The sequence below is a fragment of the Mucilaginibacter sp. SMC90 genome, assembly GCF_022811725.1.
Taxonomy (GTDB): Bacteria; Bacteroidota; Bacteroidia; order Sphingobacteriales; family Sphingobacteriaceae; genus Mucilaginibacter.
In genome coordinates this window covers 6,341,360-6,359,044 of record NZ_CP094527.1, presented here as the reverse complement: position 1 = coordinate 6,359,044, position 17,685 = coordinate 6,341,360, and the positions used below count along the sequence as shown (strand labels likewise).

23 protein-coding genes are annotated in these 17,685 nt (G+C 45.8%); 20 read left to right on the top strand and 3 right to left on the bottom strand.

Annotation, left to right across the window (positions count from 1 at the left end; genetic code table 11):
* The first annotated feature begins 20 nt into the window (after positions 1–20).
* From MTO98_RS26170 to MTO98_RS26160, 3 genes are all read left to right on the top strand, one after another.
* A complete protein-coding gene (locus MTO98_RS26170) occupies positions 21–332 on the top strand; it encodes a HigA family addiction module antitoxin (protein WP_243481933.1) in 312 nt (103 codons plus the stop codon).
* A gap of 205 nt (positions 333–537) precedes the next feature.
* Complete coding sequence (locus tag MTO98_RS26165; protein ID WP_243481932.1) at positions 538–1,932, top strand: P-loop NTPase fold protein; 1,395 nt, start codon at positions 538–540, stop codon at positions 1,930–1,932.
* Positions 1,933–1,973: 41 nt separating this feature from the next.
* Complete coding sequence (locus MTO98_RS26160) at positions 1,974–2,777, top strand: hypothetical protein (RefSeq protein ID WP_243481931.1); 804 nt, start codon at positions 1,974–1,976, stop codon at positions 2,775–2,777.
* A 75-nt stretch (positions 2,778–2,852) separates the two neighbouring features.
* Here MTO98_RS26160 and MTO98_RS26155 read toward each other — a convergent pair whose 3' ends face one another.
* A complete protein-coding gene (locus MTO98_RS26155; RefSeq protein WP_243481930.1) occupies positions 2,853–3,341 on the bottom strand; it encodes a hypothetical protein in 489 nt (162 codons plus the stop codon).
* Positions 3,342–3,486: 145 nt separating this feature from the next.
* On the bottom strand, positions 3,487–4,062 hold the full coding sequence (locus MTO98_RS26150; RefSeq protein ID WP_243481929.1) for a hypothetical protein: 576 nt from the start codon (positions 4,060–4,062) through the stop codon (positions 3,487–3,489).
* Positions 4,063–4,882: 820 nt separating this feature from the next.
* On the opposite strand from MTO98_RS26150, the gene MTO98_RS26145 reads away from it, so the two are divergent.
* Genes MTO98_RS26145 through MTO98_RS26100 form a run of 10 tightly spaced genes read left to right on the top strand, consistent with a single transcriptional unit; the run spans position 4,883 to position 10,604 of the window.
* Positions 4,883–5,311 (top strand): single-stranded DNA-binding protein, encoded by a 429-nt coding sequence (locus tag MTO98_RS26145; protein ID WP_243481928.1) that lies wholly within the window; start codon positions 4,883–4,885, stop codon positions 5,309–5,311.
* A gap of 38 nt (positions 5,312–5,349) precedes the next feature.
* The gene (locus tag MTO98_RS26140) at positions 5,350–6,390 is read left to right on the top strand and encodes a DUF932 domain-containing protein (protein WP_243481927.1); all 1,041 of its coding nucleotides are present in this window, start codon (positions 5,350–5,352) and stop codon (positions 6,388–6,390) included.
* A 46-nt stretch (positions 6,391–6,436) separates the two neighbouring features.
* Positions 6,437–7,009: a hypothetical protein gene (locus MTO98_RS26135; RefSeq protein ID WP_243481926.1), complete on the top strand. Its 573-nt coding sequence runs from the start codon at positions 6,437–6,439 to the stop codon at positions 7,007–7,009.
* A gap of 11 nt (positions 7,010–7,020) precedes the next feature.
* On the top strand, positions 7,021–7,239 hold the full coding sequence (locus MTO98_RS26130) for a PRTRC system protein C (RefSeq protein ID WP_243481925.1): 219 nt from the start codon (positions 7,021–7,023) through the stop codon (positions 7,237–7,239).
* Between the two features lie 55 nt (positions 7,240–7,294).
* Positions 7,295–7,882 carry a hypothetical protein gene (locus tag MTO98_RS26125; RefSeq protein ID WP_243481924.1) on the top strand — a complete coding sequence of 196 codons (588 nt, stop codon included), beginning with the start codon at positions 7,295–7,297 and terminating at the stop codon, positions 7,880–7,882.
* Positions 7,851–8,393 carry a hypothetical protein gene (locus MTO98_RS26120; RefSeq protein ID WP_243481923.1) on the top strand — a complete coding sequence of 181 codons (543 nt, stop codon included), beginning with the start codon at positions 7,851–7,853 and terminating at the stop codon, positions 8,391–8,393. The genes MTO98_RS26125 and MTO98_RS26120 overlap by 32 nt, the downstream gene beginning before the upstream one ends.
* Positions 8,371–9,111: a PRTRC system protein B gene (locus tag MTO98_RS26115; RefSeq protein ID WP_243481922.1), complete on the top strand. Its 741-nt coding sequence runs from the start codon at positions 8,371–8,373 to the stop codon at positions 9,109–9,111. The genes MTO98_RS26120 and MTO98_RS26115 overlap by 23 nt, the downstream gene beginning before the upstream one ends.
* Positions 9,108–9,929 carry a PRTRC system ThiF family protein gene (locus MTO98_RS26110; RefSeq protein WP_243481921.1) on the top strand — a complete coding sequence of 274 codons (822 nt, stop codon included), beginning with the start codon at positions 9,108–9,110 and terminating at the stop codon, positions 9,927–9,929. Before MTO98_RS26115 ends, MTO98_RS26110 begins: the two co-directional genes overlap by 4 nt.
* A gap of 10 nt (positions 9,930–9,939) precedes the next feature.
* Positions 9,940–10,155, top strand: coding sequence for a hypothetical protein (locus MTO98_RS26105; RefSeq protein ID WP_243481920.1), 216 nt, complete (start codon positions 9,940–9,942; stop codon positions 10,153–10,155).
* Positions 10,152–10,604, top strand: a complete 453-nt coding sequence (locus MTO98_RS26100; protein WP_243481919.1) for a macro domain-containing protein — start codon at positions 10,152–10,154, stop codon at positions 10,602–10,604. The genes MTO98_RS26105 and MTO98_RS26100 overlap by 4 nt, the downstream gene beginning before the upstream one ends.
* Before the next feature lie 36 nt (positions 10,605–10,640).
* Here the strand turns inward: MTO98_RS26100 and MTO98_RS26095 are convergent, their stop codons facing one another.
* Positions 10,641–10,793: a hypothetical protein gene (locus MTO98_RS26095; protein WP_243481918.1), complete on the bottom strand. Its 153-nt coding sequence runs from the start codon at positions 10,791–10,793 to the stop codon at positions 10,641–10,643.
* Positions 10,794–11,002: 209 nt separating this feature from the next.
* On the opposite strand from MTO98_RS26095, the gene MTO98_RS26090 reads away from it, so the two are divergent.
* From MTO98_RS26090 to MTO98_RS26060, 7 genes are all read left to right on the top strand, one after another.
* Positions 11,003–11,638 (top strand): HAD family phosphatase, encoded by a 636-nt coding sequence (locus MTO98_RS26090; RefSeq protein ID WP_243481917.1) that lies wholly within the window; start codon positions 11,003–11,005, stop codon positions 11,636–11,638.
* A gap of 162 nt (positions 11,639–11,800) precedes the next feature.
* Positions 11,801–11,995 carry a hypothetical protein gene (locus MTO98_RS26085; RefSeq protein WP_243481916.1) on the top strand — a complete coding sequence of 65 codons (195 nt, stop codon included), beginning with the start codon at positions 11,801–11,803 and terminating at the stop codon, positions 11,993–11,995.
* A gap of 925 nt (positions 11,996–12,920) precedes the next feature.
* A complete protein-coding gene (locus tag MTO98_RS26080; RefSeq protein ID WP_243481915.1) occupies positions 12,921–14,147 on the top strand; it encodes a hypothetical protein in 1,227 nt (408 codons plus the stop codon).
* Entirely contained in the window at positions 14,144–15,433 is a 1,290-nt protein-coding gene (locus MTO98_RS26075; RefSeq protein WP_243481914.1) for a hypothetical protein, read from the top strand. The genes MTO98_RS26080 and MTO98_RS26075 overlap by 4 nt, the downstream gene beginning before the upstream one ends.
* Positions 15,418–16,317, top strand: coding sequence for a hypothetical protein (locus MTO98_RS26070; RefSeq protein ID WP_243481913.1), 900 nt, complete (start codon positions 15,418–15,420; stop codon positions 16,315–16,317). Before MTO98_RS26075 ends, MTO98_RS26070 begins: the two co-directional genes overlap by 16 nt.
* Positions 16,314–17,042 carry a hypothetical protein gene (locus MTO98_RS26065; RefSeq protein WP_243481912.1) on the top strand — a complete coding sequence of 243 codons (729 nt, stop codon included), beginning with the start codon at positions 16,314–16,316 and terminating at the stop codon, positions 17,040–17,042. Before MTO98_RS26070 ends, MTO98_RS26065 begins: the two co-directional genes overlap by 4 nt.
* A 9-nt stretch (positions 17,043–17,051) precedes the next feature.
* Positions 17,052–17,273: a hypothetical protein gene (locus MTO98_RS26060; RefSeq protein ID WP_243481911.1), complete on the top strand. Its 222-nt coding sequence runs from the start codon at positions 17,052–17,054 to the stop codon at positions 17,271–17,273.
* Positions 17,274–17,685: the final 412 nt, after the last annotated feature.

The following is a 17,685-nucleotide window of genomic DNA, read 5'->3' as shown; positions in this document are numbered from 1 at the left end:
GGAGCGCTTTTACTATCCATATGATTAATCAAGTATTAGATCATACAGGTACTGAAATTGAAATTGCTGCATTTCATCCGGGAGAATTTTTGCTGGAGGAAATTAATGAAAGGGGACTTGTAAAAAAGGAAGCTGCAGTTGCTTTGGAAATATTGCCTCAGCACCTAAGCGAAATATTCGTTGGGAAACGAAATATTTCCGCGAAACTAGCCTTACGACTGGAAGGGTATTTTGGGATGAGCGCTCAATATTGGCTCGGTATGCAAATGGAATATGATCTTGCAGTAGCAAGAGCAGCGATGCAGCCGGACGTTTTAAGTGATACGGTCTAACGAAATAGCCTTTTTACAAGACGGCATTCAATTATCCGTTACTATTCTGTAGCCTTTGCAACCGCAAAGGCTAATTTTTTTATATCAAGACATCGCCTGCAGGCTTTTGTGCTTTTTACATATCCCGGAAATTTTCATTTGAATAATTCTTCGATATGGGAAAAGTAATCACTTGTTTTTCCGTGCGGTAACTTATCTGTAAGACTTGTTTTCAAAAAACCATGGACTTGAATTAATTGCCGGAATAAATATATTTACTTCAGCAAACCCTGAGCCTGCACGACTTTTTATTATGAATAACACCATCAATACTGATCAACCCAAAAGCCTTAAGGAACACGATCGATTTCAACGATATGAGTTCTCTAAGAGAATTGCCCGGCTAATCGATATGAATTCCTCGGAAAGGTCGCTCGTGATTGGCTTGTACGGCAAATGGGGAGAAGGAAAGACCACTGTGATGAACTTCATCAAACGGGAACTACCTGAAAATTGTATTGTCATCAATTTCAATCCCTGGTTTTTCAGCGATCAGGAAAAGCTGATCAAGGCTTTCTTCGACACTATCGCTTATGAGCTTAAACTTTCGATAAAGACAAAAAAGGAAAATATTGGTAAGGTGCTCAGCGATTATGGCAGCGTAATCGGTAACGTGACAAAGTTAGCGGGAATCAGCCTTGATGGCGTTAAGGAAATGGGAGATAAACTTAATCAGGTGTCGACGGAAGAATTGAAGGGCCGGGTGGATGGGGTTATCAGGGCTTCAGGAAAGAAAATAGTGGTATGCGTGGATGATATCGACCGGCTCGACGTCAGAGAGGTGCAATGTATTTTTAAACTGGTCAAGCTGGTAGGCGACTTTTGCAATACGGCTTATATACTGGCATTTGATGACGAGATGGTGGCGGGCGCATTGGCTCCGCTCTATGGGGATGGAAAAACGAACAATGGTTACCAGTTCCTGGAGAAGATTATACAGGTTCCCCTCAAAATTCCTAAGGCTATCAAGCCTGCTTTACGTGACTATACGAATGAAATGCTTGACAACGTGTTTCAGGATATGGAGCTGACGCTGACAATGGATGAAGTAAATCGGTACCGCAATGTGTTTGATGAGAATTTCTTACCTGTTATTGATAATCCGCGCCTCGCTATCCGCTATGCCAACGCGCTGTTTTTCTCCTTGCCCCTGCTCGTCGGTGAAGTATGTACCACCGATGTCATGCTTGTAGAAGGCTTAAAGGTTTTATTTCCCGGGGCTTACGAATTTATGCGGATGAATTCAGCTTTGTTCATCACGGATAATATGCGGGATAGGAAATCAATGTTTGCCGGCAGCCCGGATAAAGGGACGATTACTACTGAAACGGGACAGTTTCTTGCGGGTTTTGATAAAAAACAAGAAAGCGGGTTCAGGAAATTTGGATGGCTCTTTTTCCTCAATATGAGTATGTCTGTCGTAATGTCGGGTATGCTGAGGATAGCTGGCGCGAATGGTATAAAGAGAAAAGGATTTGTTCAGGAAAATATTTTGAAAGGTATTTTACCTATGCAGTCCTTGAAGGTGACCTTTCTGATGTATTCTTTGATCAATTCCTGAAGGAACTGGAAGTAATGGACTTGACCCAGGCTGCGAAAAAAATGAAATTATTGTTCCAAGATACTGCCGTTAAGGATGTGATATTCAAAATGCGGCTTTGGGAAGATTCTTTGCCTGAGATACAATCTGAAAAGCTTTCAGAGTTGCTGACCCATATGGGCCCTGAATTGCCAATTGAAGAAGGTGAATTCAGCGCTTATACGACCAGGGCGGAAGGGGCAAAGATAATTGCCCGGCTGATTTTGAATTTATCTGCCGAAAGGAGGGTAGCTCATGCGCTGAATGTTTTCAGTTTAACTGATGACATGGAGTTCGCCATGGAAATCTGTTATTGGTTGTTCTACAAGAATGAAAAGGAAACAAAAAAATATTTTGACGCTGCAAACGAGGCTGAAATTCATGCTTATTTTCTGCAACGTTTTAAAGCCGCTTATTTCGGGAAGATTTTAGTAACTGATTTTTCCGATAGCAATTTATGGCGGCTAATTATTTGGTGGAGCGAGGCGGACCGAGCTGGACTTGAAGAACAGCTGAAGGTTCAATTGGAAAATGACCCGCTCAAAGCTGTTCAATTGATTAAAGTGTTCACGCCAACTGTTCAAAGCTGGAGCAACGATGGTACAAGTAAATTGTACAAAGCGGGGTTCGGCCAAACCCGGTATGAGGCCATTGATAAATTATTCAATCCCGCTATCATTTATAACATCCTCGCAGGAACTGATTACCGGGTTGAAGATGTAAAGATCGACCAGTTGGGTGATAATGATCCGCTAACGGACAGTCAGCTGGCTAATGTATTTATGTATTATTATGAATACCATCATTCTTCTATAGGGAAGTTCTGAATGTATTTATCGTCCTTGTCTTTAGTTGGGCCCTAGTTATTGAAACTTTTAGGTCGATAATGCTCTTGTCCTGGATCAAAACATCTTTGAGGTTATGCCGATGATGCCTGTAAATTTCTCCAGGTAGAATTGAACGGTTTTTAATTTAAAGTTTTCCCAATATTCCAACATGGGCGAGAGGGCCGGGTCCATCGCTTCCAGTTTGTCCAGCGCAAAGCCGTAGCTGTCTTTTTGCTGCTCAGCTTCGAGCCTTAGTTTTTCTTCATGGATAATACCCTGGAATTTCGACAGAAACAGTAATTGCACGGAAACCTTCTCCTGTAGGTTCAGCCTTGGTATTTCAACGATTCTTGAAGCTTCGGTGTCAATATCCCTCAATCTTTTGATGAGGTCTTCAGCCTCTGCCGGTATTAATTGCAGATCCAACATATCGAACAGGATGCCCGATTTTTCAACAAAGAATTTCTTGGTAAGGGAATCGTAATAATATTGCTCAATCGCCGCTACCGGCGCTGTCATGGCATGGCAAAGCCAATAGAGGTTAAATCGTTCTATGTCGCTCATTTACTGCTAAGATAGCGATTTTATCAGAGGGAGGATAAATATGAGGTTTCCGGACGAGATGAGGTTGCTTAATTTTGCTTATTTTAGTAGATCGAAAGCCACAAAAACTGCCTCGGATGGTGCTGTGTTTCCATAAGGCGGCTGCCTAATGCCAGTCTGTATTAATGTACTTCATGAAATTATCGAGATTGTTCAGTGCGTATTTAATCCTTGTCCTCCAGTTTTTTGCTTCATTTTCCTCATCTTCCTTATGGTCAAATGGCTGCTCCAGATCAAATTTATCAAAATCGATCTCATCCAATGATAAAAAGTCCCCATCGCTGTGTTCCTCATTTTCAGCGGCATAGAATGAATTGATAATCACAGCCTGCATATCCGGATTGCCGGGATGGATGTCGTTGGCTGTCATCCACTCCCGCAATCGTTTTTCTTCATCGCTCATGGGTTCCGGTTCCGGCGGCTTAATTTCGCTTTGTTCAATGATCGCAGTGATTATGCTGACCTCTTTGGCTGTAAGCAAACTGCCGTTTAAGGGATACCAGTGACCATCGTACATCAGCTCACCCATTTCTATCCGATCAACGTAAATCGTATACGCTGCTGCATCTCCCATTCTCCGGCAAAAGATATCCAATTCTTCCCTGTCGTCTCCAAATGGGGCGCCCAGGCTCAATTGCTCGTAGCCGTCTTCGGGCGTCATAAATTCCGGTGCGTCCATCATAGTCTAAAAATAAATGTTTAGCTTGAATATTTAAAATTTCCTGGAAGTACGCGCTAATGGCGTCTGGGAAATATGGCCACGCCCGGCACGATGGCTGGCAGAAGTTTTACGCCGTTGCCTGCGGCCCGGGCTCATCCATTCCAATCTTTTTGCAAACGGCTTACCTTGCTGTTATTTCGCAAAAAGGATTTCCATTGCTATCCCTAACGGGGCTTCTGCTGCCGGCCGCTTCGCCGTACCGGTTTCTTCACTAAATCAGCTGCTACGCAGTTCCGCGCCTCCACCCGCTCCGCCCTTCACCGTTCCGATTCCCGCTGCTCGCTAAGCCACCGGCAGCTTCCCGCGCGAAAAACCTGCCGGAGTCGGGTTTCTGGCTGCGGCAGGTCATTCGCCTTTACCCCTGTTTGGCCTTGTTCACGTGTATTGGGGCTGAATGTTTAAATCCTGACCAGGCCCTTCAGGTGTGCGGCCGGTACCAAAACCGGCAGGCAGTCATGATTTAAACCTTCTTTAGTTTTGATTGAAAATATGGTCAAATGCCTTTAGGCATTAATTCCTTCCCACATCCTTTCTTCAATCGCATTTTTGTTTCATGAGCTTCATTTAGCCTTTGATGAGGCAAATTTACACCTCCCCGGCGGTCAAGGCCATGCAAGTGCCGCTAAAAAAATCTCCACACCTCCGCTGCGCTCCGGGTAGTATTTTTTGCGGCAGCCTTGGCCCGCCCGCCCCACGCACAAGTTTATTGCCTCTATCAAAGGCCAAATGAGGTTCCGCCGAATGGACTTTCAAATCAGGGTATTCACTAAAACAAATGCGTATGCTATTTACAGGATGTATTACCGCCGATGCGGCGGTCAGGGAAATCGGAGGGGCGAAGACAGTCACCGGTTTCACCCTTGCCATCAATGACCGTTTCAAGGACAGGGATGGCGCAAAAAAGACGGTTACCACTTTCGTGGAATGTTCTTACTGGGTTAACCACGGCCTCGCCCCTTATCTCACCAAAGGTCTGGTTGTCGAAATCTTCGGCAGGGTGGAGGCCAGGGCATGGCTTGACAGCGAAAACAAACCGAAACCTTACCTCACCTGCACGGTCAGAGACATCAGGCTATGCGGGGCGGGCGCTCGCGCCGAACCGCCCGAAAGGCCGGAGAAAGCCGTTTCTCCTACCCGGGACGCAACCGCCGAACAAGACGGCATCCGTTCCGCAGGCACTTCCGCAGATGATGATGACCTGCCCTTTTAATCAACAACCAGATTCTTTAACCTTTCAATTCAAACAACATGTCACACAATATCAATTTCAATAACAATTCATACAGTTTTTTCAGTGTTAAGGAACGTGCCTGGCACGGCTTAGGCAAAATCGTTGACCAATATCCCACCAGTGCGGAAGCCATACGGTACGCCGGACTTGATTACACCGTCGAAAAATGGCCGATGTATGCCTATGACCCCAATGCAGTCACCATGGACGAACCGCGTGTACCTAACCAGTTGGCCACCATTCGCACAGATACCCGGCAGGTTTTGGGCGTGGTCGGAAAGGAATACGAGATCGTACAGAATGTCGATGCATTCCGGTTCTTTGACGAGATCGTTGGCGGGGGAGATGGCATCCTGTACGAGACAGCAGGCGCTTTGGGGAATGGCGAACGTATTTTTATCACGGCTAAACTCCCCGGCTATATCCGTGTTGGGAATGACGATTTTATCGAGAAATATTTATTCCTGACCACATCCCATGATGGCTTCGGCTCGATCACCGCAGCTTTTACACCGATCAGGATCGTATGCAATAACACCCTCAACGCTGCCATGAGCAACCACACCGGGGCAATCAAGATACGCCATACTGCCTCGGCAAATGAACGGCTTAAAGTCGCCCACAAACTCATGGGTATTTCCAATCAGATGGCCGACGGGATGGAGGGGGTTTTTAACAGTTGGTCGAAAGTCCGTATTAGCGACAAAAACCTGAAAAAGCTGATTCAGGTAGCGATGGTTCCGAACAAGGAAACACTTAACAACCTGTTGGCAGGGAAGACAGATGAACTATCATCAGTCTACAATAATATGGTGGAGAAAGTTTTTGAGTATGCTATGAGCAGCGAAACGCAGCAGCTAACCACAACAGCAGGTACGCTTTTCGGCGCATACAATGCCGTAACCGGGTACTTTCAGAACGTCCGCAATTACCGGGACAGTGAAGCGAAATTTAAGTCCATCACCGAAGGCACTGCCAAACTCAGGGGGCAGGCTGCATTCGACCTGTGCGTTGGCTTTGCATTTAATCCTACGGACAACCTGTTAATGTTTAACTAAACCCAAAGGGGGAGCAATCCCCCTTTTTATCAAGCAAAGAAGCATTATGAAAACGAATTTTTTTAACAACATAGCCGGGTTGGATTGCCCCGGCCTTTGGAGTATCACCATTCAAACAGACGACAAAGGCAATTTTACAGTGTCTACACTTTTTAAACTGGATGCCTGCGGAGATACTGCAGCTAAACACATCAAACCGTTTGTCAGCAGCGGAAAGGCCGACGATTTTGATGAAGGCTATTTCGACACCATTGCCCGGCCTGTCCGGGAAACAGCAGGCCTGCTCCACAACATGGAAGACTACATGAAAAGTGTATCCAAAGCGAAAGAGCAATCGAAAATGGTACAGGATAGTAAAACCAAAAACAAAATCAAGCCGGAAGGTGGCAAAGAGGGTTTTGAACTTGCAGATGCCGTTAATGCCGATGCCAGGCGCAAGGCCTATACGGAAGCTGTGCGCAAGGTCGTAGAACTTGATGCCCTTTGCAAGTACGACGAGGCACTGGCCATCCTGCCGACCGTTGCGGATTACCCCGACAAGGAGGCCGAGATCAATAAACGCAAAGCGGAACTTGAACGCAAAAAGGAACAGAAAGCCAACTTATTATTTGACATCTAACAGTATTACCCATGTTAAGCACCAATATACTATCAAGGGTTTTTATCCATAAGGATAATGGTCAGGAAATCACATTGACAGACCCTAACCCCGATTTCAGCCCCGAGGCGGTCATGAACTTTTACGCCCCGACATATCCCGTGCTGACCAACGCCAGGCTGGCCGGCCCTGAAATCAAAAAAGATACCATTCAGTACCGCTTTGAAAGTACGATGGGGACGAAAGGATAGGTATGGAAAAGAGACAGGTCAAACGAAGGATCAACATCAACAGGAACAGCAGCCAATGGAAAGTCTATCAGTCATTCGGAAATTTTATCAGAAAAATCGACGAAACACCCGATGCGGCATCGGTGCAGGGAAAACCTCTCCGAAGCGCCCCACTGGGGATGTCAGGGATGGTTTTCTGAAACACCGCTTCCTGCCGTTTACAGGGTACAACCTCCAGAACAGGGCTAAGGCAGAAACGGAATTTTTCAGGTCGGTCGAAAACCTATGCGGACTGTACGGGCTGACAGTGCCGGACGTATCCGGCCAGCCCTTTCCCCAAAATATCAGCGAAGCGCATGCTGCCCTTACCGAAAAACTGCAGGCAGCTAAAGGCATTGGATGCTACATCATGCAGGATGAAACCCGCATGGCCACACTGGCCACAGCCAAACGCTATGATACAGGATATTGCCTCTATTACATCCCGGTCAGGCCGTTGGCAAGGATAGGGGAGAAAAAGGAACTGAAAGCATTATACAAATTGGTGTGCCTCATTTGTGCCTATCTCTACCAAATTACAAAGGTCAACTACTACCGGGAAAACGACTACATCAATTCCACTTATTACACCATTGAACTGGATCAACGAAGAAGAGGGAGGTGACGATGATTATAAACAGGAGCAACTGGACGAACTCGAAGAAATGAAAACCTTTGGCGATAGCTTCCTGCCTGCTTTGAGGAAGCCATTCCGCAAGGCGGATTTTAAACGTTCACTGAACGCTTACCGGAAAAGCTCATGCTGTGAAAGCCGCCCGCTTGAACTTGCCCTGGAATTTGAGAAACTCATATCGGACTATCCGAAACGTTCGGTTTACGATGGTATCCCTACAGATTATTACACCTACAACGAGTTTGGGACGATTGAGGTTGACCAGTACCTGTCCTTTTACTGGGGCGGTTCTGACAGCCTGAACGATACTTTTTTTGAGATGGTCAACACTGATTTACAGGAAAGCGGGGAGCAGGTCGAACCTGTATCGCTCCAGTGGTTCGATACCCCGCAGCACGAGGAAAATTATCCTTTTGATTATGAACCGAGGCTTTTCCCGCTGTTACTTGAACTCAATAATTACCTATACCAATACGATCATGCAAAGGAACATCACCAATAATATAAGTCATAACTACACCCCGGTAAAAGCCATGCTGATCTACAGCAAAAGCAATAACGATCAGGAAGATGAGTACGGCCCGGAAGAAGTTTACGTGGAAAGTTATGACATCGGCCATAACGGAAGGCCGATCAATGCGCACCCCCTGTCAGTCAAAGAATGTTACCTCTTCGGCGAAATGCTGCGAAGCGCAAAGCGCTCACAAAACAGTTTCCTGAAATGCCGGGGCATCCTCCCGCCGAACCTGCTGTATCTCGGTATGGAGAGAGAGGGCTTTGCTGTATGGCATACGCCGCCGATGGAACGGAAGCTGTACTTCGTGGAAAGTCTCGGTATTCCATCCGCAGCAGTTAAAATCCCCGCAATGCTTTGGAAAGGGAGCAGGGAATCCCTTTCCGTTTACGCCCTTAAAGGAAACAGAAAACCTTTGCTGAACTCGCCTGTTTTTCACGCCCCGTACTTCAATATGTATGGCGACGGCCGGGTATGCATGGGAACAGTTGACCTAAAAATCGACGCCTTCACCTGCCTCGAAGATTTCATCCGGCTTTGGGAAGACTATTTCTTTAACAGCTATTTCAGTCACACCATCGACGGGGGTAGCAACGCCGGGAAAAACATCGTGCAGCTTTGGCAGGAACAGGCGGCGATGGGGCAGAAATTCCCGGAAGAACAATTAATAAGCACAGGTAAAACTTTAGTGCAGATCATCCGATGAAAAAGAAAACAAGCACCCCGAAAATTCCAGTTCACATTGTCGACAAGGAATTGTTACAGCCCCGCAACCCGGTTACCGTTAACCTTATCGGCGCAGGGGGGACAGGCAGCCATGTGCTGACCGCACTGGCGAGGCTCAATTTTATGCTGAACGAACTCGGCCACCCCGGCCTGTCCGTCAGGGTGTTCGATGATGACCTTATCGAACGGAATAACCGCCTGCGCATGTTGTTCTCCTCCGAAGAAACCGGGTTTTACAAATCGGTAATCCTTATCAACCGTATAAACCTCGCATTCGGTACGAACTGGAAGGCGGTGACGGAAAGGTTTACTCACGACACCGTTAAAACTGAGCCGGGAATCGCAATGGCAACCGTTACCATTACTTGCGTGGATTCAGCAGAAGCCAGGTTCCAGGTGGCGCATATCCTCAAGAATGCCCGTGAAAAATCAGCCTATGTCAGGAACTGCCCCAAATACTGGCTCGACTTCGGGAACAGCAGCAGCTCCGGGCAGGTCATCATGGGCACGGTGGGGGAGATCGTCCAGCCGGAATCGAAAAAGTTCGCCCCAAGGAACACACTGCAAATGGTTACCGACGAGTTTCCTGACCTGCTCAAGGCAGGGGAGCAGCAAGACCGGAAACACAATTGCTCTACAGCAGGCGCACTTGAAGAACAGGATCTGTTCATCAATGCCGGGATCGCTTATCCCGGTGTCGAAATCCTCAAAAAAATGTTCCGAGAGGGGATGCTTTTCGAACGGGGATTTTTCTATAACCTGAAAGAATACAAAATGCAGCCGCTCAAAGTGGCCTAATCATCGTTTTATGCACATCATCGATTTACACGGAAAGAAAATAGAAGTTGTCAACCTGCAGCTGGCCATACTGCAGGCGGACGATTACCGGCATTACCAGCTGGGCGGCTCGGCCTACGCCGAATTCAACCGTAAACAGCACGTTTACTGGGAGGATTTTTATATTAAATTGCTCTTGCTGGAAAACGAACTCAATACCACGGACAATCAAAAAACTCAACCATGATCACTTATAAAAAAGGCAACCTGTTGGAAGATCAAGCCGAAGCACTGGTGAATACCGTTAATTGTTCCGGCGTAATGGGCAAAGGCATCGCGCTGGCCTTCAGAAAAGCTTTCCCTGATAATTATGCGCTTTACCGCGCGGCCTGCGTTGCAGGCGAATTGCAGGTTGGGAAACTTTGGGTGGTCTCCGGCTTCAACCTGATCTACGGACAAAAGACCATTATTAATTTTCCCACGAAGAAACACTGGCGCGACCCTTCGCAATATGGCTGGATAGAGGCGGGTTTGATGGCTTTAGCCGTATACCTGGAAATCAACCCGGCTAATAGCCTGGCGATGCCGGCCCTTGGGTGCGGGAACGGGGGATTGGACTGGTCAAAAGTGAAACCGATGATTGAAAAATATCTGTCGGGTATCAATTTGGATATCCGGGTTTATGAACCGGGGTAAATGGATGGGGGAAGTCGTGGTAAAGATCAAAGAGGGCTACATCATGTCGGCCTCGGAGAAAGCTGCAATCCCGTTCATATCGATGTCAAACTGCAAAACATGTAGGCAACCTTGTTTTCCGGAGAAATCGATTTCCTGTCTTCTTCCTGCCTGCAAAAGATGGATTATCATGCCGTTTGTATATTTCATGCGCAAATACCGTGATTTATAGTTATAATTGTATAAATGACATGAAATAAAAAATGGGCATTTTGTATGGCCGGCCAAGAGCCTTTGTCGGTTATATTGGTTAGCGTACGTTCCGGTTGGTTGCCGGGACGTTTTTTAAATTGATTTTTATACGTGCGGTGACAGGCGGCCAGCTTCCGGCCGGAATGCCACCCCAATACAGGAGGAATATGACGACAGCAAATATCGCAAGGCTGGAAAAGCTTACGGCCCTGAGTAGTCCATTCAAAGCTTATTTGTACGATTGCGACGGAACGCTCGCCGATAACATGGCTGCCCATAAGGAAACGTATATACGGGTGGCATGGGACGAAGGATTTGAAATGGACGGCGCCATCGTGGATGAACTTGCAGGCTGGCCTGTTATGAAAGTTGTAGAAGAAATGAACCGCAGGTACGGGACCAGCTTTGATCCCGTCATTTTTAATGAACAAAAATACCGCCTCTTTTTAGACGAGTATATTGACCGGACCCTGCCAGTAAAATTTGTTGTTGAACATCTCCGGCAGCATGCCGGAAAGGTGAATATCGCGGTGGTTTCGGGCAGCAGCAGGGGCGCTGTAGAAAGGACGCTCCGCGCGTTGGGGATAGACCAGTTTGTGAAGGTAACCGTATGTGCAGGGGAAACCCCGCTGGGCAAGCCGTATCCGCACCCTTTATTGAAAGCTGCCGCCTTACTGGGTGTGGAACCAAAGGATTGCCTTGTTTTTGAGGATGGGCAGGCAGGGGTCACCGCCGCCAAGGCTGCCGGGATGAGCTGGGTGAGGATCGACCGCCTCGACGAACCCGAACAGTTTTTCGGTTAACAAGGTAAAGCGGTATGCTTTTCGCCGCGGCATTGAAAAATATGGGCGGCGCAAATTCAGGACTTTATCAATTTGTGATCTTTAATCTCCTACCATATGCCATTGATCTCGATATTCTATAACACAGGAAAGGGCAGTTTTTTTCAATGTAAGTCCGATTTCATGAAATTGGACGTCGCTGAGAAATTCCTGCAGTCCAGGCTTTTCGTTTATGATGGGTACCAGTTTGATTTTATGCTGGAAGACGGACGGAAGCTGCTGAGGGGAAAGCCCATGGAAAATACACCGAAATATTTCAGGGACAGCATGCTCTTCGCTATTGATATTCCATACAGCAGTTACTGCCTTGGAATTTGAGCTTATCGGGCTTTCGCTGTTAATAAAGAAACCACGCCTTTTTCAAAGCGTGGCCTCAATGTTAGCGTTATTTAATACCCCTATTAAAATAACCTGACTGTAAAACGAAGGAAATACCCTAAAGGTTTTGAATTTAGAGATGAAAAACCCCAAAAAAACCCAAAAAAAAGCCCATCGGTCGACGGGCTTGGCAGCTGTAAGATTTAAAGGGGTATTAAACGTACTCTCACACAGGCTTAAACAAATATAATTGATTAAAGCCATAATGAATGAATAAAGGAATGAAATTCGGCAGCATTTGCTGGTCTTTCTTGGTGATTTTGAAATTTAAGGTACAGAAACCAGGTTTCTGAGGGTAGCATCGTGGGGAAAATGAACCGATGATGATCAGTACCTGAACCTCACCGCCGGTAAGCCTAACTCCTCCGTCCGGCCGGCTTTCATTTTCATTGCGTTTCAGGTATGCCTGATCCAGCGGTCTCGGGATTTAAGAAGCGTATAAGTGTCCCGTCATATGAGCCTCATTTATTCTGGTTACGGCTTTTAACAGAAATAAGTAGGTGCGGTATCGAAATGCGCAGCAAGACGTTCGCACATGGGGCGAAATAAGGCAACTTAATTAAACGGTCAGGAATTTTCAAAAAATGGTATCCGGCTAAGCCTGTTAAGTATTATTGAGACTAATCATTGCCAAAAATACCCGGTAATCATTCGGTAATCCGGAAATTTTCAATGATATACTTAAGCTTTTAATTAAAATACCATAAAACTACGCAAAACATAATATAGTATTTTACAACTATTGGTTGTGATTGCCTTGTTTTTTAGCGATTTCATAAAAGTGTAAAAGATTCAATTTATTTTGATGTAACGTATTGTAAATCAAGTTATCTGTATTTAAATTAGGCTAAACCAGTGCTTTATCATGACTTCAAGTAACAGGCTGAATATCACCCGGAAATTTGCATTAAAACAGGCTTTAAATAGTGGGCTTAATTCTTGTTCTTTTCAACGTCACCACAATAAATTATTTAGGTTTAATATTTACGATAGTCACAGGGCTCCCTGTGATTCCTGTTGCCATTTCAGTCGAACTGTCGGACAATTGTTTTATAATTGCTTTGTTTTTATATTTTTTGCGATTAGCATCTCGGTTTCAGGATGCGGAAAAGATTTGATTTACAGGGAAGATTTCAAGACCTCCATTCCCTTGTCAATTCTTTACAATCCGTTAAACAATAGTAACCTCGTTACGCCCGTGATCACCATAAACGTAAATGGTATCGATTGCAAGCTTCTTTTCGATACTGGATCACAGGGATTGCGGCTGATACACGGGGCATTGGGAACCACTGCCGTAGATACCGATCAAGAGGTTGTTACATATGGCTATGGTTATCCTCCCGGAGTATTGGAAATAAGGGGTAGAATGGCTGGTGCGCTCATTAAAGTCGGGGACTTGCCGGCCTACGACCCGATCAGGTTTATGAGGATCGACGACACGGCCGGGTCGTTAAAAGGACCCTGGACTTCGATTGTCAATGTTCCCCGGTTAAACGATAAGCATTTTCGTGGCCTTGCCGGCATTTTCGGAGTTGGTTTCCGGTCTACAAGAAGCGGTATCTCTAATCCATTGGCCCAATTGCCGGGGAACGGTTCCTATATCGTGCATTTTCCGAAATATGGAGACCAGACAGGCAATGTACTGATTAATCCGGCAGATCAGGACCGCATCGGATTTACAATGTATAGTCTTGATGCCGATAGCCTTTTGCTTCCAAATGGAATCCGGGGCTGGAAAGATGCAAGCCTTCCGGGGGCCATTTCCTTAGACGGGGCGGCCGATCCCCTGCCAACGTTACTTGATACCGGTAGCCCGGTGACAGAGGCTTATAGTGAAAGCCTGCCATTTTATGGACGGGTGAAGACGGGCCATCGAGTCGTTATGGCAATTTTTACCAAGTCGGGAAAATCAGAAATTGTGCAGGATTTCACGGTTCAGCACCAAGTTACGGGGCTGGATAATGTAACCTACAATCATACAGGTGGGATGGCCGCGCACATGTCATTCGGCACCAATCTCTTTTTTACATATGATGTGTTATTTGACCAGCATAAAGGCTTGATCGGACTTAGAAAAAAAACAATATGAGAAAACGTTACTACCTGCTTCGATTGGTATTGCTCTTTGCAGCCATTACTTTTTCTTGGTCACTGTATGCCCAACAACCTGGCGTGCATAAGATACCTTATCCGGAAGGCCCGGCTGCTTCCCTGGATACTATTTTTTATACCCCTACGACGCCCATGCCTTTTGATCAGGCATTCGTTCTTAAGATCACTTTAAAAGGTGATCCGAAGATCCGTTATTTTGCGATAAATCCTGTTGACCGAAACGGTAGAATTCATTGGACAAGGCGAGATTACCGGATCGCGGTAAGGGAAATGGAACCTGATCCTGCCAAGCGGAGCGCGTTTAAGAAAAGTTACACATGGGAGAATTTCAGGGAGAGTAAATTGGGAAATGTCTATCCCGAAGTAAAAAGTTATAACAAGGGGGCAAACACCGACGTATACCTCCACGTAACACCGCTTTCCCCGAACCGGCAATACCAGATTATTCTGTTGTCGGACGATAATAGCTCATTAAAAACGCTCCAATCCATAGGCGAGTATATTTTTAATACCGTAGCATTCCCGCCGCCGCAAAATACTTTAGATGATATAAATCTTAAGTTAAGCCTGATGAAGTCAAAAAACAAGGCCAAGGGTACAATTTTTGCGAACCCGTTGAACGCTGAGGATGCCATCGATCTCCTTGCCAATGACACGCTTACCTTCCTGAAGGATATCCATCCGAGAACATCCGGAATGTTGGCAAAGCTTATTAGCCTGCACTTGCCTAAGAACTTTCGCGAGGACGACAACTATTTGTACAGGAGGCGTTATCGTTTGCTTTTCAAGTCGGATCAGACCAACATGCCTTTCACTTTTAACGATTTGGGTAATATGAAGCCGAACCAATATCTCGATACGGTCCCTGACGAGAACCCTGTTGAGCTTGCGCTCAGGGATTTCATCGGTACTCCCGATCAATTATATGACATCGGGAGGAAACCGATTGACTTTCACAGTAACGGCAAATACAAATTGTTCCTCGCCTGCTATGAGGAATTGTACGGGATTAAATCAAAACAAAACGTAGCTGTTGAACTCGTTTCTTTCAATGAAATTGGGGACCTGGAGGAAAAGAATAGTGGCAAAGACGTCGATTTCAAGGTAAACCCCGGAATTCCCGGGGCCGATTATTTCAAGATCAACAGGAATGTCATAGCATCATATAAGGATCTCAAAGATATTAAAACAAAACTCGCGGGGACGGTAAATTATGCAAAAGACTCTGTTCTGCTTATAAAGCAGTTATGGATGAGGCTGTGAAATGCCCATGCTCTGATAAAGGAATTAAGGATATTACCCAGGCGAACGATTTGTTCCATATTATAGGAACGCTGAATGTTGCCACTGCCGGCCAGTGGGATTTAATTAGGTCCGGGCGATTGTCAACCAAAGATTTGATAGCCGATCCTGCAGCAGCGGAAGACTATACAACCAGGCGGTCAAATATTAAATTCAGTTTGAAACAGCTACAAATACTTGTTGAATTCCTGGTTAACCTGAAAGCTCACGATCCGAACCAGGCGCGTTTCTCCCGGGTATATGCCTCTGCGGTTCAGTTGATGAAGGATATGCAGGCGGTTAGTGACAGCATCGATAAAGTTAATAAACTTAACAATAGCATCATCGCTGCGTGGCGGGGTGCATATCAGGGCCTTGAAACACAAAATTCCCTCGTGTCAACGGAAACGCTGGATTTCACATCGGCCAATAAATTGCGCATCATACCTGACTTTGGATTAATGGGTGTTTTTACAGGTGATCGGGTTTTTCATTTTTCTGATCTTGTGCCATTTCTCGGATTTGAAGTAGACTTTCGCTCCATCAATAAGAACCTGCCAATGAAACTGGTTTATAATAAAAACATCTGGTATTACCTCTCGTTTTCGGCGGGCCTTACTTTGACTTCTATCGCGATCCCTAACAAACGCTTCAATTTGTTCGGTGACCAGAATATTTACACCGGCCTTGGGTTCCGGGTAAACAATTCGTTGCGGGTGACAGGCGGGGCCGTTTGGTTTAAAACCGTAAACTCAGACCCGCTACAGACAAATCAGCCTTTAGGCTTTTCGCCTTATGTTGCCCTGTCGTTAGACCTGGACCTACAATCATTATTTGGCGGTATCAACAAATTATTCAAACCATGAGAACTAATAACAATTTCCACATAGTAGTTCTGGCCGCTTGCTTTTTTTTTAGCGCCTGCTTTAATCCAAAAAAATATGACGAAGTCAAGCCACAAGGAATAATCGAGGTTACTTCCGGCGATAGCACTGTCGTGGCCGACGGGGCGACCGCTTACGTCGTTAGCGCGAAAGTGACCGATACCCGGGCTGATAAAAAGAAAATGGAAGTCATCTTTAAAACATCATTGGGAACATTCGCGGGCGGTACAGATAGTATTAAGGTAACAGCTGACGACCATGCCGTTTCTTCAGCTAAACTGTTCAGCCTGAAAGCCGGGGTTGCGATCATAACGGCAACAGTTCAAAAAATTACCGCGATCAAAAAACCAACGGTAACCTTTACAGCAACGTTGGCGGATAATTTGACGGTATCGGTGGATTCGATATCAGTGCGGAATAATAATAAAAGTGAGGTAGTTATTACTGCATCCCTCAAAACTACCGGCGGCGGAAAAGCTTCCGTTGGTACGCCGGTAAGTTTCCAGGTTACGGATGTGGCAGGAAATGCTATAGGGATGTTCTTTAATGATATCAATACCGGCAAGTCTGATGCTAATGGCCAGGTACAGGTTCATTATGTGCCTTTGAACACATCGTACACCGGCTATCTGACCGCAACCGCACAGACAACGTCTAACAGCGGTGCTTTGATAACCGGCTCCACCAGATTTTTTTTATCAAAATAATCAATAGCCATGGACAATTTTAAAGAAGAAACATTTGAAAGCGGTGCTGAAACAGCGCTGGAAAGCAAGCCGACACCCGGTGTTCCGGACCCCGGGCTTCTGCCCGTTGCAGGAGACCCCGGCGATGAAGAGGATGAAGGCAATCAGCAGGGCCGGTTCTGCTGTAAAGGAAACCAAAAGAAATTTGTAAATGGACCATGCCCTCCCGGATGGCACCAATGTAATCAGTGAACCATTTGCCGATTGCTTGATCCGGCTATCCGGAGATCTGATAGCCGGATCCAAATTCGCGCCATTTCAGCTAACCTATGCCTCGCCCGTTGAACCTAAATTCTGTATTTCCGGGTGTTGAATTAGGCTGATACCCGTTGGATCATTAAAGATTACTGATCGTGTGCTGCAGCACCATTATTAAATATTTCATTTTTATCCTAAAAATGGATAAACGGCTACGAATTCCGGAATTAGTTTTTGATACTGGAGCGGGGATCTTTTCGATGAAAGTTCCGATGATTTTTTGTGAAAATTTATCGCTGTTAGTAAATGAGGCCGATGGTTTACAGCTGTGCCATCACAGTAAGGATGAGTTACTTCGGATTTTTGAATTGATGATCAGTTTGAACGAAAGCATCGAATTGAGGCT